Source organism: Salipaludibacillus sp. HK11, from assembly GCF_047795645.1.
In the GTDB taxonomy this organism is placed as follows: Bacteria; Bacillota; Bacilli; order Bacillales; family Salisediminibacteriaceae; genus Salipaludibacillus.
On sequence record NZ_CP181045.1, the window covers coordinates 4,336,074 to 4,351,216 of the forward strand.

Below are 15,143 nucleotides of genomic sequence, written 5' to 3' on the forward strand. Positions count from 1 at the left end.
CTTATTGAGATTTTGATTTATTATCAGTGACAATCATGCTCTTCAGGACTTGTGTTAATATTGCAGGTGTGTGGATAAATGCATTGCTGCGGTGGAGTCGTTCTGTTCGTTGATGCATATCTTTTCCAAACGGTCCGATATTAAGCACAGGGGCTTGAAGCTGTGACATTTCTTCGAATGGAATCGAATACGACGTTCCCCAAACAGGCGTATTTTTTTTGTAAACATCGAGTTCTTGGCCATCATCCATGTATTTCACGTAACTTAAGTCACAGATACCATTAAAGTAATGGATATGTTCTAACTTGATATCGCTATATTTTGCGACGTGTTTACTTAATTCAACAGCATCCATTACCATAGTATCTTCTGAGCTGTTCACTGCTGGATAATAAGGTGGTGCAAATAAAATGACAATTGCAGGAGCTAATTCTGGGCACTGAATCATTAGCTCACCCGCAATTTCCAACGATTTCTCGCGATCATCCATTTCAATGTTATCGTGAATAGGTAACGTTAGCTTATCTACTGTTTCCTCTCCAAATTTATCAACCGCATGAGCCAATAAGTCTTTATACCGGATTACTCTTGTTTCACGGACGCCAGCAATTTGTTCTTGTTCACAAAGTTTTCGATACGACTCATTGCATTTCTCAGCGGCTTGTTTAGCAACTTCCTCAAATAAATCCATGATCTCCGCTGCTGTTCGTTTCATTAAAAATACATTGTAAAGCGCTGAAGCTCGGTAAGGGGTTTGAGTTGAATATTCATGTTGCATATCTCTTTGTTGTAGGGACACAGGAAGTGGTGTTTGTTCGCCTAAGTCTTGTTCACGAAAGGACATATTCCATTCCATCTGCTGAGTTAAGTAAGATGCAATGTAATTCGCTGTGATTCCATTTAACGGTTCACCGACATGTGTTTCCTTCCCGAAAAATAAAGCTGCTGGCATGATTTTCCCCATTGTACCAGTGTATATATAGTGTGTTTCGTCGCCTGGCTTCTGTGTAAACGACGGTTCGCTATTTAAAAATAATGAGTATGAAAGATCGTGTTCTTCACGTAATTTCAGCAGTTCTGGAACGGCCACTCTCATCCCCTTTGAATTCACTTCTTCATCAGGAACTGTAAGCAAAACGAGATTAATCGGCCATTCTTCCACGCTAGCTTGTTCAATAAGCTTCATGTGAAGAGCTAGGCCCATTTTCATATCTGCCGTTCCTCGACCAAACAAATATTTTCCTGATTCAAGGTCTTCGCGAGCTGCTTTTGGCAAGGTGTCTTTTCGTTCGTGAAATTTATTTGTAAGTTCTTCTGGATAAAAAGCAAGAGGTTCTAAATCACCGTATTCCTCGGTTTGAACCGTATCGAAATGGCTCAATAATACCACAGTATCCTTAGCGTCTGGATGCTTATAGACAGCCGTCAAAACTTTTCGACCGAAATCCGCGTCGTGAAGGGCTATATGGTTTGGATTTTGTTTGAAATACGGAAGTTTTTTCAGCTTCGATTCAAGTTTGAGTGGAAATCCACACTCACCTGCTGAGAATGTTCGACTTTCCCAACTGACTAATTCGCATAATAGTTCTCTTAATGCATCTGGCGTATCCCACAACATTGCGTTCACATAAAGACCTCCTTTTCAGTTTCATCATGGCTACGGTGTAACTTCAACCTTCCAAAAATCTTATCGTACAAAAACGCTAAATTAATCGTTTCATGACTACTATTCTATTCAGTTTGAACAGCTTTGTTAATAGGAAAAATATCTTTAAGCATACGTCCCACTTATTAGTATGTCAATTAATTTTGACAATATTTTATGTGGTGCATTAATTTAACCAACTAAAAATACAGAAATCGTAAACAGTTTGGTGCAAAAAGGACAAGGATGACCTAGAATAGTGTTTAAATGAATACTCGTGCAAACTTTATTTCTGTTGAAATTCTAATAAACTTTTTGAGAGGGGATAATTACTAGGATGTATATCGACGACCCTGTAAAACGATTGAAAAAAGTGCGTGATCTGACGCTGATGGCGATAAATAATGAGCAATATTTAGTTATTGCTTGTGATTCAGACGGTGGAATAGGCAATAAATCTCATGACGTGGTCAAGGTTCCCGAAGAAATCATTGCTCAATTTGCTGTACGTGTGCCTCTGTTTGAAATAATCGCATCTGGTGCCAAACCATTTATGGTGATTGATTGTTTATCTGTTGAGATGGATCCTATTGGGGAGAAGATGGTCTATGAAATGAAAAGGTATGTCCGTGAAGTTGGAATTTATGAAGACGTTCAATTTACTGGTAGTTCCGAAGAAAATGTACCTACGATTCAAACGGGAGTGGGCGTGACGGTTTTAGGTCTCGTCGATCAGCAAAGGTTTCCTGTTGGATCGTCTCTTTTGGAAGATAAAGTCGTTTGTGTTGGAATTCCAAAGAGTGGACCTCGCTATGAGATTCATCCCGATGATCCAGAAATCGTAGCCTTGCGCGATTTAAAAAGATTGAGAGAAATTTCATATATTCGTGATATCGTTCCAGTAGGATCGAAAGGTTTACTCTATGAAGCGAATCAGCTTGCATCGAGTTCTGGACACAGTTTTCATAGACATACAAATACTACTATTGATTTTGAGCAATCAGCAGGGCCATCAACGTGTGTTCTTTTGGCTACCGATCAAGAAAATATTCAAGAAATCATTGATCTTGTTCAAGCACCTGTTACGGTTATTGGAGATTTGATAAAGTTATGAATGAGAGTACTATTTGTTTCTTGTAAGGAGTGGTTTACCATGAAAAAGAATAAGAAAAATGCTGCTTGGGCAGAAGCGAAGAAAAAATGTCGTTTAAATCAAGCTGAGATACAGATGGCTAAAGAACTTGGAATGACGCCGAAAAGCTTGCTAAAAAATATTCCCTCGCCTACGCAAAAATGGAAAGCGCCAGTGAAGTACTGGGTTCGTGATTTGTACGAGAAAAAGTTCGGCAAAGTAATTAAGAGCGATAAATCAAAACCGTCAAATAAATTAGAAACAAAGCACGAGGATAAAAGTGAGCGTCGTAACTTAAACTCAAATGATATTTTCGATGAAGACTTACCGTTTTGATGTTATGAAATATTCTAAACTATTTATAAAGGACTAAGAAGTGCTATACATAAGGTTTGAAAGAATCTCACATTTCCTTTACTCTGGATACTGGATCCACTATAGGAACTTTCCGCGGCCAATGCTTTAGTCTTTAAGAAACGGTCCTTATGAGAGAGGTGTTCGGACAGATAGAGGAATGTAAGTTTAAAAAAGGTCGGAACTTCGAAAGTGACTTTGATACTTTTCTTGATAGGGCTCCTTTCTTTAGTGTTTTTTGTAGAAGTGGCCACCTAATTATAAAAAGATAACTAAGGAAAATCCGTGAATCTATTAAACCGCAAAAAAAGCACCTAAAAGTTCAGGTGCTTTTTCTAGTAATTAATGTTTTTAATAACTCTCTGCAAGTCTTAAAGACTATTGGACTTGTATAATTTAAGCCATTCGATAAATTCATTTGCTGGTAAAGGACGGCTATAGTAATATCCTTGTACGGCGTCAGCTTGATTTGAAAATAAGAAGTCTAGTTGCTCTTTTGTTTCCACTCCTTCAGCTATAATTTTTAAGTCCATTGCTTTTCCTAACAATATCATTGAGCGGAGAAGAGACTTGTTGTTAGATGTTTCGCAAATGTCTTGAACGAATGTGCGGTCAATCTTCAATATATCGACAGGTAAGCTCTTTAAATAGTAAATCGAAGAGTACCCGGTTCCAAAATCGTCAATACTAATAGAGATTCCGAGTTCTTTCAATTCATGAAGTTTGGATTCAATATGTTTCGTATCGTTCAAAAGCGTTTCCGTAATTTCGAACTCTAAATTAAAAGGTTCAATACCAGTTTCACTCATTACTTGTTTCACGTCATCGATAAAATGAGGATGTTGAAATTGAATCGCAGAAATATTAACGGATACAGGAATGTCTCCTAATCCTGCTCGTTTCCACTGTACATTTTGATGACAAGCTTCTAGAAGTACCCACTTTCCTAATTCGTTAATAAAACCATTCTCTTCGGCGATAGGGATAAAGTCATCTGGACTTATCAGTCCCTTATCAGGATCGTTCCAACGGATTAAGGCCTCGATACCATCGATTGCTAGATTTTTACTAGAGACTTTTGGTTGATAATAGAGTTCAAATTCATTTTGCACTAATGCTGAAATTAAGCCATTTTCGATTTGGCAACGTTGTTGTATTCGATCTAATATCTCATCAGAAAAAGCGCGATGAGTATTGTGTGGGTGGTTTTTCACCTCGTTCATTGCCATTTCTGCATTTTTGATCAAGATTTGTGCACTCTTTCCGTCTTCAGGCGCGACACTCGAGCCATATCGCATTGAAAGACGAATAGTCTCACCTTTAATCGAAAAAGGTCGTATCATAGTATCGTTAAGTTGCGCTATGAATTCGTTTAAAGTTCTTTTTTTGCTGTTATCTCCTTTTAAATATACGATAAATAAATCAGCAAAGTGGCGCGTAATTGCAGCATCAGGTGGCAGAAACTTTCGTAATCTCTCAGCGAAATCTAGGAGTAAAGTATTACTAGGTTTTTCACCATAAGATTCATTAATAAAGCGAAATCGATTAATATCTATCGCTATGACTGCACGAGTTTCTCGAATTCTATCAAAGGACTGAAGATCTTTTGCTATATACGAGCGAAAATGTTTTATATTCATCAGCCCAGTTAAAGAGTCGAACCAAGTTAATTGCTTGATTTGTTGTTCGAAGGATTCCTTTGCATCAAACATATGTGTTACATCAAACTGAAGACTAATAAAGTAAGTTGGCTTACTAGATTTTTCTTCAAAAATAGGGCTGATGATAAAATGATTCCAAAATATTGATCCATCTTTTTTGTAGTTTTTTAGTGTAACAGAAGTAGATGTCGAATTTTTGATTGCTTTCCGTATTTGATCTATATCTTCTTGATTGGTTTCTTCACCTTGAAGAAACCTACAGTTTGTAAACAATACCTCTTCTTTCTTATAACCTGTTATAGTTTCGAATTGCTTGTTGACATAAATAATTGGATGATCGGGTAAATGGGGGTTAGTAATAATTGCACCAATACCCATCTTCTCAATTACTTTCAAAAAATCATCGGTGGAGAGGTGTGTCTGTAATGCTTCGATAGCATGGTCCTTTCGCAAAACGTTTTCCTCCTTAAATGAGCCTAAATACACGGTTCAATCTACTTAATTTTATTATACCTTTTATTGAATCCTTTAAAACTAATTAATCAGAAATAAAGACCCAGCTTGATTTATCCTTAAGCTGGGTCTTGTCGCTGAGAACTTATATAATTTTTAATGTGCTAAAATGATCCACTACGTTCTATTTGTGATTTCTTGAACTGTTTCTTCTACTTCTGATCGAGTTATTTTTTCTCTACCATCTTTTAGCGCTTTTAATGTTTTATTAGCCAATGCTAATGGGATTTTACAGAAAAGTAGAATGCTTCGGCTGTTGATGTCTTTCATGTATTCATCACCTAAAGCTAAATTCTTTTCCGCATATTCAAATGTTTCGTCTATATCCCATACAGTAGGGATAAAAGAGACACCGCGTTCTTTATCTTCAAGTTGATTACGTAAGATGTTGACCGTTTGTAGACCCCGTCCATATGCTATGGCTAGGTCACGGTCCGTTTTCGTCCCGTCCCGCCATTCCCAAATATCGGATAGCATCACACCAACTAAACCAGCTACGTAATAGGTGTAGTCATTCAAGTCTTCTTTTGTTTTTATATGCCAATTTTTATATGCCCATTTAGCCATTCCGTAAGCCATGATACTTGTAGATTCTTGTACTTTTTCAACAATGCCTGGTGGACAAGTGGCGATCCAGTCTCCGAGCCTTAATGTCACTTCAGGGAGAAGGTGTTTATAAGGATCAATTAATTGAAGATATGCTTCATTATCAAATGTTTCGTCTAATAATGCTCCTGTTTCTTTAAGCAAATACTGTTTCGACGGTGAATCTAGCATCGAATTATCCTCAATTTCATCTATCGCACGCATGCATAAGTATGCTGAGGCAACGGTCTTTTTCAAAGTAGGTTCCAGAAGAGAGATAGGTATGTAGAAGGTTCTGCTTGTGAGTTTCAACATACGCATCGCATCTTTTTGTAGTGTTTTTTCGTTACTCAACGTTATCTACCTCCTCAAACTTCTTTTTCTATCATGTAACAATCTATTGAGACATTCGTCCGAAACAATAGAAAAACATTAGTACTCTTATTATAACTTAAATCGTCTTTATGTCATAATCATAACCTATTTTTTAATCGGAAATAGAAGAAGTTTAACTCAAGAACCAATCAAGCACAAACGGCACGATTGCGTATAAAACGGTTGTGATCATAGCCGCTATCAAGGCTGGCTTAAATTTAAATTGAGCATATTCGATCACGGATAAGCCTAATATTTTTGAAATAGTAACAGTATCATCGCTTAAAGGCGATGCAAAAGCTCCAAATGAGCCACTAGCAAAAACAGCGCCGATAACCAAAGGTAACGATACGTCTGCAGCAAATGACAGCGAAACCCCCAGAGGCATTAAAATTCCCCATGTTCCCCAAGCAGAACCGATAAAATATGAAATTGTTGATCCGAACAAAAAAAGTAGAGGCGTGATAAATGCATGAGGAATCCAACCAGTATGCGCTGTAATAAAACTGGAGAAACCTAAGTCATCTGTGACAGACGATAATCCCCAAACGACCGATAGTAAGACAATGACCGACATGAGTTCATTCCCGCCGGTAATAAAACTGTTGATGAGATCAGATAATTTAAATTTCTGGAATAACAATGACGCAATTAAAGCGAAAACAGTAATAATGAGGGCAACAACCATCGCTTGAAGAACGTCAGCTTGAATAAATGCCTGGAAAAACCCTACGCCAATTTCCTTCCCATCCCACCATGTTAAAAATAAGGTGAGACTGATGACCAAGATTATCGGAATCAGTAAATTCCACGGTTTTGTAGGTAAGTCTCTTGAAACGGCTGGGTGACAATTGTGCCAATCATCCTCTTCCTCCTCCACATCGTTTTCATCGATTTTTGTAGCTGCATCAGTATGAGAATGATGAAAAAAACTTAAGTAAATCCCAAGTAAAATGATAACAATAGCAAAGAAGTTAAACGGGATACTTTGGATGAACAATGAATAAGGGGCGAATGTCCCTCCTTCATTTTCAACAGATATTTGAATGACAGATACCATGTACCCGACAAAAGCTGTTGCAATTGGTATTAAAACGATCACTGGAGTCGCGGTTGTTTCAATTACAAAACCTAGCTCTTTTGTCGACATTTTCACTTTTTTTAATAAAGCTTTCATAATTGGTGCAATGGTGACAAAGCGAAAGGTAGGCGCACTGAATGTGCCGATTGTAGAGACGTATGTCAATAATAGTGCTTGTTTTTTGGTCGTGATTTTTTCGGCGGCGGTTTCAACAAATCCTTTGATTCCACCACTATATTTTATCATCCCGACTAGGCCAGAAAATGCATATAAAAAGACGAGAATCTTTATATTATTTTCATCAATAAGAGCTTCGACGATGTAGGTGAGCATCGTCTGAATTCCACCTAATACCGTAGGAGATTCAAGATACGATCCAACTAAAAGCCCAATGATTAATGCAGCAAGGACTTGTCGTGTAAAAATCGCGATCGGTATAACTAACAAAAACGGTACAATTGATATCCAATTCCCTGTCATCACGGCATCTCACCTGTCTAAGTGGATTTCATACTGCTTCTTAGACTATGGAGATAGCGAAATATTATGTAATACCCTGTATATATTTTTAGTAATAATATCGCTTTACCGAAGGAGAATTGGCACTTAGATATCCGATATTTTCCTGAAAAGGGCTGAAATAATCTGATAATTTTGCTGAAAAAACACAACTTAAAAAAGTGTAAATGGATTTTGAGAAAGAAGGTGTAAAGGTGGCTAGGAGGAATAAAATTCTCGTTCCTGGGGCTCGTGAGGTATTAGACCAATTAAAAGCGAGGTTGATAAATGTCCCAAACTCGACGACGGCAAAATATGAAGTAGCAAAAGAACAAGGGATTCAATTTAATAAAGGCGATAACGGAAATATAAAAGCTAGAGATGCAGGTAAAGTCGGTGGCAGTATTGGGGGAAATATGGTTCGAGAAATGGTGAAAATGGCCGAGCATGAACTGATAAATAAGAAAAAATAACTGTAGATTGTCCTGGAAAATTAGCGAAAAGTAGGCATTAATCCCCTTTCCTTTAAATATAAAGTACAGGAGGAAAGGGGGACATCATAAATAAATGAAAATGCTTTGTTTCGCTTTGGTTTTTGTTATATTACTGGGATGTAATCAGTCAGAAGAGGTGGATCAAAATAACAAAGGGGAGGATGCAGATCAGATTGAAGTTAAGGTGAATACTGAGGAAAAAATAGATAGTTCTGAGAGCAAACCTAAGCAGGAAGAAAAAGAAATAGAAGAAAAAGTAAGTGAAGATATTTCGTTGCAAAAGCAGACGATAGCAAAGATAGCTTATTCACTCATCGATAAAAATGATATCGATGTAGAATACGAAAGTGATCAAATTGAAAGTTTTCCCGAAGAATACACAGAAATGAAGGGGATTTTAACTTTTCGAGGTAGTCATTTAAGAGATTCTCCTTCGTTTGGAAATGTGAAAATCGCCGAAAAGAAGCTAGAAGAAAAGTGGAGCATGATGACGGATCGAAGTCCAAATTGGGGTGGTGGTTCAGGCTGGACTGGTCAACCCGTCATTATTGAATGGGACCCTGAAGTGAGAGAAATAATGAATATCAAAGAGAAGTTTAGAGAGCTAGATAATTTCAAAGAAGTTATTTTTGGTTCGTTAGATGGAAATGTTTATTTTTTAGATTTTGAATCAGGAGAAAAATCAAGAGAGCCTATTCAAGTAGGAAATCCGATTAAAGGAAGTATATCGGTTGATCCTAGGGGATACCCATTGTTGTATGTAGGCGATGGTGTACCCGAAAAGGCTGAGATAGGTTGGCGAATTTATGACTTGATTGATCAAAATATGCTGTATTTTCAGAAGGGATTAGATTCACATGCGTATCGATCATGGGGAGCATTTGATGGTTCGGCGATTGTGAACAGGGAGACGGATACGTTAGTTTTAGGCGGAGAGAATGGTATGTTTTATCAAATGAGGTTGAATACGCAATTTAGATTAGGAGAAAAAGACATAGAAATTGATCCGGAAATTATTAAATATAGATATCAAATTGAAGGCAATGACTTTCAAGGGATTGAAAACTCAGTAGCGGTGTACAAAAATATTGCCTACTTTGCTGATAATGCTGGTAGTTTGCAAGCAATAGATTTACGGGACTTACAACCAATATGGGCATTGCCAGCTTTAGATGATACCGACTCCACAATCGTTATCGAAGAAGAGGAAGATAATCCATTTCTTTTTACGGGCTCAGAAGTTGATAACATTGGAAAAGATGGAGACTCTTACTTAAGGAAAATTAATGGATTAACTGGAGAGGTTGTCTGGAAAAAAGAGTATTCAGCGTTCTATTATCCGGGGGTTGTCGGTGGTGTGTTAGCGACTCCGATAGTTGGTGAACAGGAAATAGATGATGTAGTCATCTACACAATCGCAAGACATAAACAACGGTACGCAGGAATAATGGTTGCGTTAGACAAAGATACCGGGGAAGAAGTATGGAACTGGGAAATGCCTAATTATGCATGGAGTTCACCTGTCGCTATTTATGATGAGGATGGAACGAGTTATATCATACAAGCCGATTCCGTCGGAAATATCTACTTATTAGAAGGAGAATCAGGTGTTATAGTAGATGAAATTAACATGGGTTCAAATATAGAAGCTTCGCCTATTGTATATGAGAATACAATCATCGTTGCATCTAGAGGCGGGGAAATATTCGGGATAACGATAAAATGAAGGTTAGCCGCAACAGGTTTGTTGCGGCGTAATTCGTATGCTCGATTGACTTTCTAGTAAAAAATTTATCGTTTTCCGCCAGAAGACTCCCTCTTCCATCGCGAGAAGGGCTTTTAGCCATGGCGGTTGGCGATAGCCAACAGACTCACCTCATGATATGATTAGAACATACGTTTGCAAATGAAGTGATGTCATGTTAGTAAAAAAAGCGTTCAAATTTCGTATTTTTCCTAATCCGAAACAAGTCGAGCTCATTCATAAAACGCTCGGTTGTTCAAGATTCGTGTTCAATTTCTTCCTCAGTAAGCAGAAGCAAAAAGACGCTTACTGGTACATCGTCGAAGAAATGGTGCAAAACGGTCATCTCCCTTCAAATAACTGGAAAGGAGAGTTTTTCAACAAATACGCGTCAGTTAAGGCGGTTCGCCAATTAAAAGAGCATTATCCTTTTTTAAAAGAAGTGGATAGTATTTCCTTGCAAAAGTCCGTTGAAAACCTCGCTGATTCTTACCAAAGGTATTATAAAAAACAAAACAAAGCTCCTAAGTTTAAAAGTAAAAAGAACAAGATACAGTCCTATGTCACGAAGCACACCAATGGAAATATCGCTATTTTAGGTAAACACATCACGTTGCCGAAGCTTGGTCTTGTTCGGTTTTCTAAAAGTCGTGACGTGGATGGGCGAATCATAAATGTGACCATACGACGCAATCCAAGTGGTAAGTACTTTGTGTCAATCTTAGCTGAAACAGACGTCGTTGAGATGCCGAAGACAAACACCAGTACAGGCGTTGATCTAGGACTAAAAGACTTCGCTATCCTTGCAGATGGAACAAGATATAGAAACCATCGTTATTTTAAGTCGTTAGAACAAAAGGTAGCAAAGGCTCAACAGGTTCTATCAAAGCTAGTGATTGGTTCTAGCAACTGGAACAAGCAACGAATCAACGTCGCACGCATTCACGAAAAGATTGAAAACAAGCGGATAGATTTCTTGCATAAGACCTCGACCGATATTATCAAGAACCACGATATTATCGGAATGGAGAGTCTGCAAGTATCGAACATGATGAAAAATAAGAAAATAGATGCATCCATCGCTGATGCATCTTGGTTTCAATTTAAGAGCTTGTTAATATATAAAGCAAAATGATACGGGAAGGCGGTGTTGGAAGTGAGTGAAACCTTCCCTAGCTCCCAACGTTGTTCAAGTTGCGGCTATAAAAACAAAGACGTTAAAGATCTGAATGCGCGTGAATGGACATGTATTTGTGGCATGCATCACGACCGCGATATGAACGCAGGATTAAATCTCAAACATGAAGCTATAAGGCTTCTAACCATCGGTGCGACGGGGATAGCCTAATCAAAACTTTCGGTTACGAAGGTGTTCTTAGGAATCCCCCACTTCAAACAGCTCGCAAGCTGTTAAGTGGCGGGTGGTTCAAAATTGGACAACTGGATTAGCTAGCTCTGCAAAACCTTTGATATGACATTCTAGAACATCGCCGTCTCTAATAACAGTTGGCCCTGGTGTGCCTGTTAGGATGACATCCCCTGGGAGTAAAGTAGTCGATTGCGAAAGATAAGCAACAATATCCCATGGGTGGTAAATGGTATTTGCTGTGCTATTTTCATGCATTACTTGCTTGTTTTTCACTGTTTTAATTTTGATGGCAAGAATATCATCGACTTCATCGATGGTCAGTATATGTGGTCCAAAGCTAAAGAAGGTATCAAAACTTTTCGATCTAGCTAGAAAGCGGGGATTAGCCGCATGAATGTCTGCTTCTGTCATATCTAAACCTGTTGTCAGTCCGGCAACGACGTTGGGAACTTCCTCAACTGAAATATTTTTGCATTTGGTTCCAATAACAATAACTAGTTCGGCTTCTCCAGTGGTTCGAGTCGAGTGAGTAGGGATTTCAATTTTTTCATTCGCACCAATCACAGTTGTGACAGGTTTCAGAAACGTGACAGGATTTACAGGAGGTAAGCTAGTAATCTCTGTTATATCTGTAACGTAGTTTAGACCTATTCCCCAAATAGTACGAGGATATCTAATCGGAGGCGCGTATTCGCATTCGTTGAAAGCAATCGTCTCCATTTGTTCTATATTTTCCTCTCCACCAGTAGAAAACCATGACGCGATTTCTGGCAATTGATTTTTTTCAATAACAGTAAGAAGGCTGCGAGACCAACTTTTATCTTCTTTGTTATTAACTGTTTTCATTAAGATGAGTCCATCTTTACCAACAATCGCTAATTCGTCGATTTGGTTGATTTTTACCATTGCAAGTTTCATATTGTCTCTCCAATCTTAATATTAGCTTTGTTTTTAAGTATGTGTGAGATGGGTGAAGTGGCGTCGAGTTTATCAGTCGCCCCTATTATAGGAAGCAACAAAGTCATTTACCCATTTTAGTAAGGAAAGATCTTGATTTGGACCTGCAATAATTGATAATCCGACAGGGGCTCCGGATTTTGAAGTTACTGGAATTGTTACTTGAGGCAGTCCTGCTAAACCAGCTATACAAGATAATTGAAGGGTCCGTTTTCGTCTTTCTTCCACTTCCTCATCAGGTAAATCACGGAGTGGAGCAATCCCAGGAACGGTAGGAATAATTAGTAACCCATCTTCTTCTAAGAGGTCTGTTAAATGCTTTCGTACGAGTTTGCGTGCCTCTAGTTCAGGTACTAATTCATCCGCAGTGATCTTACTTGCCGTTTCAAATCTCTCTTTAATTCCTGAGCCGAACTCTGGCTCCTCAAGTTCTATCCACTTCCCATGGGCTTGCCAAATTTCGCTAGCTTGAATGATGCGAAAAGTGTTGGACCAAGCGGACAATCCATTTACAGATATATCTTGCCAAATTACTTCATCGGATTGACTTTTCAACCATTGAACATAAGGGGAGAGAATAGCTTGTGTATCTGAATCTGCCAACTTCCAAGCATCATAACTAATCAATTTTCTTGTGAAAGTTGTTACTGGATTGACGTTGTTAAGAAGTGTTTCTCCAACAGATTCCAGTAGCTTGGCATCTCGTGTCATCCATCCAACTGTATCAAAAGAAGAGGCTAATGGGATAACGTGATCGATCGAAACAGAGCCGTGCGTAGGACGAAATCCAAATAAACCACAATAAGCAGCAGGAATCCTCACTGATCCCCCTGTATCAGTTCCGAGAGCAAAATCTCTCAGGCCAGCTGCAACAACAACGGCAGATCCACTTGAAGACCCTCCAGGAATTCTACTCTTATCGCGGGGGTTGATTGGTGTTCCATAGTGGACATTTTCACCTTGCAAACTATACATTAATTCATCCGTTAATGTTGTTCCTATAAGCTTAGCTCCTTGGTGAAGTAATTGAGTCACGGAAGGTGCAGTTTCTTCGGATGGCCCGTGTGTTCTAAGCCAATCAGGGTTACCTGCAGAGTTTTTCACTCCTTTTAAGTGGAAGACGTCCTTTACTGAAAAAGTAAGACTAGATAAACGTCCGTCTGATAAAGGTTCTTTAACAATGGTTTCATCTACAAAAGCGTTAAAAGGATCTTTCATGTTTTTCCTCCTGTTTTTAAGTAGTTGTTGTATTAATCCTTGCTGATTCTCAAAGAATCTTTCCTTTAAAAATAGTATCGAAGTGTTCTAGTTAGATAGAATAGACATCTTTCCCTAAGGTTACTTGAGTTATCCCAGTTTTTCTTTCGTAAACGAGATGGCCGTTAACAATTGTTGCGCTAATCTGTCCTTCGATCATTCTTCCGACGTACGGAGAGTATTTGTGGCGAAAAAGAATGTCGTCTTTTTCAACTTTAATCTGGGAATTTGGATTGTAGATAGAGAGATTAGCTTGATTGCCAGGTAGGATCTTGCCTTGTTTTTCTAATGACGGAAATCGATTTGCGACATTGGATGTTAGTAACGGAAGTACATTTGTGAGAGGAATTCCTCGGTTTTTTGCTTCGCTTATAAAAGCAGTTGTCCCGAATTGGACACCTTGTATGCCTCCCCATGCATTCCAAATTTGATCTTCGTCATTTGGTTTCATAGAAATTGGACAAGGGGAGTGATCTGAGCTGATAAAGTCAATTGCTCCATTTTTTATCTGAGTCCAAAGACCATCAACACTTTCCTTGTCGCGAAGAGGAGGGGCACATTTTAACTGCGCACCTTCACGAAGAAAATCACCCTCGTTAAACAATAAATAGTGTGGGCATGTTTCCAGCGATACATTGATGCCTGATTTTTTGGCTACTTGAATGAGATCGACAACGTCTGGGTGGCTAACATGGACAATGTGCAGCTTTGTTCCGAATTTGGCTGCGTCGTCCAAAGCTCGTGAAACAGCATCTAATTCAGCATCGACGGGCCTACTTCTTAAAAATGATCGGTAGTCATTCCTTTTAAATGATGCTGTACTGAAGCGGTTCAAAGTGTCCTCCCATTCAGCATGGAGTGCGAGAAGAGTGTCTGATTGTGAGCAATATTCCATCGCACTTGAGAGAGATTTTTTGTCTAATCGTTTAAAATCATCAATCCCACTTTCAGATAAAAATCCCTTAAAACCAACAATACCTGTAGCTAACATTTCGTCTAATTCAGCATTGTTATTGGCAACGTCTGCCGTCATTCCTCCCCAAAGACCGAAGTTTATGTACGAACGACCCTGCAATGCCTTCTTCTTTTCTTTAAGTGTTGTAGCGTTATTCGCTGAAGGGTGACTATTTAAGGGCATGTCAAATACGGTAGTGATACCACCAGCAGCTGCACCAGCGCTTCCAGTATGAATCCCCTCCCACTCGGCTCTACCAGGTTCGTTGAAATGGACATGAACATCAATAAATCCAGGTAAAATTTGCGTTCCTTTGGCATCGTACAAAACAGGAAAGTCACTTAGCCGATCTGTATTAGGTGGAACAATTGCTTCAATAAAGCCATTTTCGACGATAATTGTTTTATGGGTAAAATGAGAGCCGTCAAAAACTTGACCATTTATGATGATGCTTTTCATATCGTTACCTCCAAGATTATCATAATAAGTTTTTATACTAGGTAGCTAGAATTTATGTCTAACC

General features: G+C 38.6%; 11 protein-coding genes and 1 pseudogene. 5 read left to right on the forward strand and 7 right to left on the reverse strand.

Going from position 1 to position 15,143, the window contains the following annotated elements; translation table 11 throughout:
• Position 1: 1 nt before the first annotated feature.
• Positions 2–1,627: a M20/M25/M40 family metallo-hydrolase gene (locus tag ACM26V_RS20615; RefSeq protein ID WP_416148649.1), complete on the reverse strand. Its 1,626-nt coding sequence runs from the start codon at positions 1,625–1,627 to the stop codon at positions 2–4.
• A 355-nt stretch (positions 1,628–1,982) separates the two neighbouring features.
• Between ACM26V_RS20615 and ACM26V_RS20620 the strand changes: the two genes are divergently transcribed.
• Both ACM26V_RS20620 and ACM26V_RS20625 read left to right on the forward strand, forming a co-directional pair.
• Positions 1,983–2,759 carry an AIR synthase related protein gene (locus tag ACM26V_RS20620; protein ID WP_416148650.1) on the forward strand — a complete coding sequence of 259 codons (777 nt, stop codon included), beginning with the start codon at positions 1,983–1,985 and terminating at the stop codon, positions 2,757–2,759.
• A gap of 39 nt (positions 2,760–2,798) precedes the next feature.
• Positions 2,799–3,113: a hypothetical protein gene (locus tag ACM26V_RS20625; RefSeq protein WP_416148651.1), complete on the forward strand. Its 315-nt coding sequence runs from the start codon at positions 2,799–2,801 to the stop codon at positions 3,111–3,113.
• Between the two features lie 389 nt (positions 3,114–3,502).
• Here ACM26V_RS20625 and ACM26V_RS20630 read toward each other — a convergent pair whose 3' ends face one another.
• The 3 genes from ACM26V_RS20630 to ACM26V_RS20640 all read right to left on the reverse strand — a co-directional run bounded on the left by ACM26V_RS20630 (position 3,503) and on the right by ACM26V_RS20640 (position 7,826).
• Positions 3,503–5,245, reverse strand: coding sequence for an EAL domain-containing protein (locus ACM26V_RS20630; RefSeq protein ID WP_416148652.1), 1,743 nt, complete (start codon positions 5,243–5,245; stop codon positions 3,503–3,505).
• A gap of 177 nt (positions 5,246–5,422) precedes the next feature.
• The gene (locus tag ACM26V_RS20635; RefSeq protein ID WP_416148653.1) at positions 5,423–6,244 is read right to left on the reverse strand and encodes a squalene/phytoene synthase family protein; all 822 of its coding nucleotides are present in this window, start codon (positions 6,242–6,244) and stop codon (positions 5,423–5,425) included.
• Positions 6,245–6,398: 154 nt separating this feature from the next.
• A complete protein-coding gene (locus ACM26V_RS20640; RefSeq protein WP_416148654.1) occupies positions 6,399–7,826 on the reverse strand; it encodes a Na+/H+ antiporter NhaC family protein in 1,428 nt (475 codons plus the stop codon).
• Between the two features lie 206 nt (positions 7,827–8,032).
• Here ACM26V_RS20640 and ACM26V_RS20645 point away from each other — a divergent pair, with 206 nt between their 5' ends.
• The 3 genes and pseudogenes from ACM26V_RS20645 to tnpB all read left to right on the forward strand — a co-directional run bounded on the left by ACM26V_RS20645 (position 8,033) and on the right by tnpB (position 11,430).
• Positions 8,033–8,317, forward strand: a complete 285-nt coding sequence (locus tag ACM26V_RS20645) for a small, acid-soluble spore protein, alpha/beta type (RefSeq protein ID WP_416148655.1) — start codon at positions 8,033–8,035, stop codon at positions 8,315–8,317.
• Positions 8,318–8,411: 94 nt separating this feature from the next.
• Positions 8,412–10,064, forward strand: a complete 1,653-nt coding sequence (locus tag ACM26V_RS20650; RefSeq protein WP_416148656.1) for a PQQ-binding-like beta-propeller repeat protein — start codon at positions 8,412–8,414, stop codon at positions 10,062–10,064.
• Positions 10,065–10,257: 193 nt separating this feature from the next.
• Positions 10,258–11,430, forward strand: a pseudogene (tnpB, locus tag ACM26V_RS20655) (IS200/IS605 family element RNA-guided endonuclease TnpB).
• A 78-nt stretch (positions 11,431–11,508) separates the two neighbouring features.
• On the opposite strand, the gene ACM26V_RS20660 reads toward tnpB, so the two are convergent.
• The 3 genes from ACM26V_RS20660 to allB form a co-directional block, all read right to left on the reverse strand.
• A complete protein-coding gene (locus ACM26V_RS20660; protein WP_416148657.1) occupies positions 11,509–12,369 on the reverse strand; it encodes a fumarylacetoacetate hydrolase family protein in 861 nt (286 codons plus the stop codon).
• Between the two features lie 72 nt (positions 12,370–12,441).
• Positions 12,442–13,626 (reverse strand): amidase, encoded by a 1,185-nt coding sequence (locus ACM26V_RS20665; protein ID WP_416148658.1) that lies wholly within the window; start codon positions 13,624–13,626, stop codon positions 12,442–12,444.
• 91 nt (positions 13,627–13,717) lie between these two features.
• Positions 13,718–15,079: an allantoinase AllB gene (allB, locus tag ACM26V_RS20670; RefSeq protein ID WP_416148659.1), complete on the reverse strand. Its 1,362-nt coding sequence runs from the start codon at positions 15,077–15,079 to the stop codon at positions 13,718–13,720.
• Positions 15,080–15,143: the final 64 nt, after the last annotated feature.

Coding starts and splice junctions, on each gene's coding strand:
- ACM26V_RS20620 (WP_416148650.1), top strand. CDS start 1,983: ATGTATATCGACGACCCTGTAAAACGATTGAAAAAAGTGCGTGATCTG.
- ACM26V_RS20650 (WP_416148656.1), top strand. CDS start 8,412: ATGAAAATGCTTTGTTTCGCTTTGGTTTTTGTTATATTACTGGGATGT.
- ACM26V_RS20660 (WP_416148657.1), bottom strand. CDS start 12,369: ATGAAACTTGCAATGGTAAAAATCAACCAAATCGACGAATTAGCGATT.
- ACM26V_RS20645 (WP_416148655.1), top strand. CDS start 8,033: ATGGATTTTGAGAAAGAAGGTGTAAAGGTGGCTAGGAGGAATAAAATT.
- ACM26V_RS20665 (WP_416148658.1), bottom strand. CDS start 13,626: ATGAAAGATCCTTTTAACGCTTTTGTAGATGAAACCATTGTTAAAGAA.
- ACM26V_RS20640 (WP_416148654.1), bottom strand. CDS start 7,826: ATGACAGGGAATTGGATATCAATTGTACCGTTTTTGTTAGTTATACCG.
- allB (WP_416148659.1), bottom strand. CDS start 15,079: ATGAAAAGCATCATCATAAATGGTCAAGTTTTTGACGGCTCTCATTTT.
- ACM26V_RS20625 (WP_416148651.1), top strand. CDS start 2,799: ATGAAAAAGAATAAGAAAAATGCTGCTTGGGCAGAAGCGAAGAAAAAA.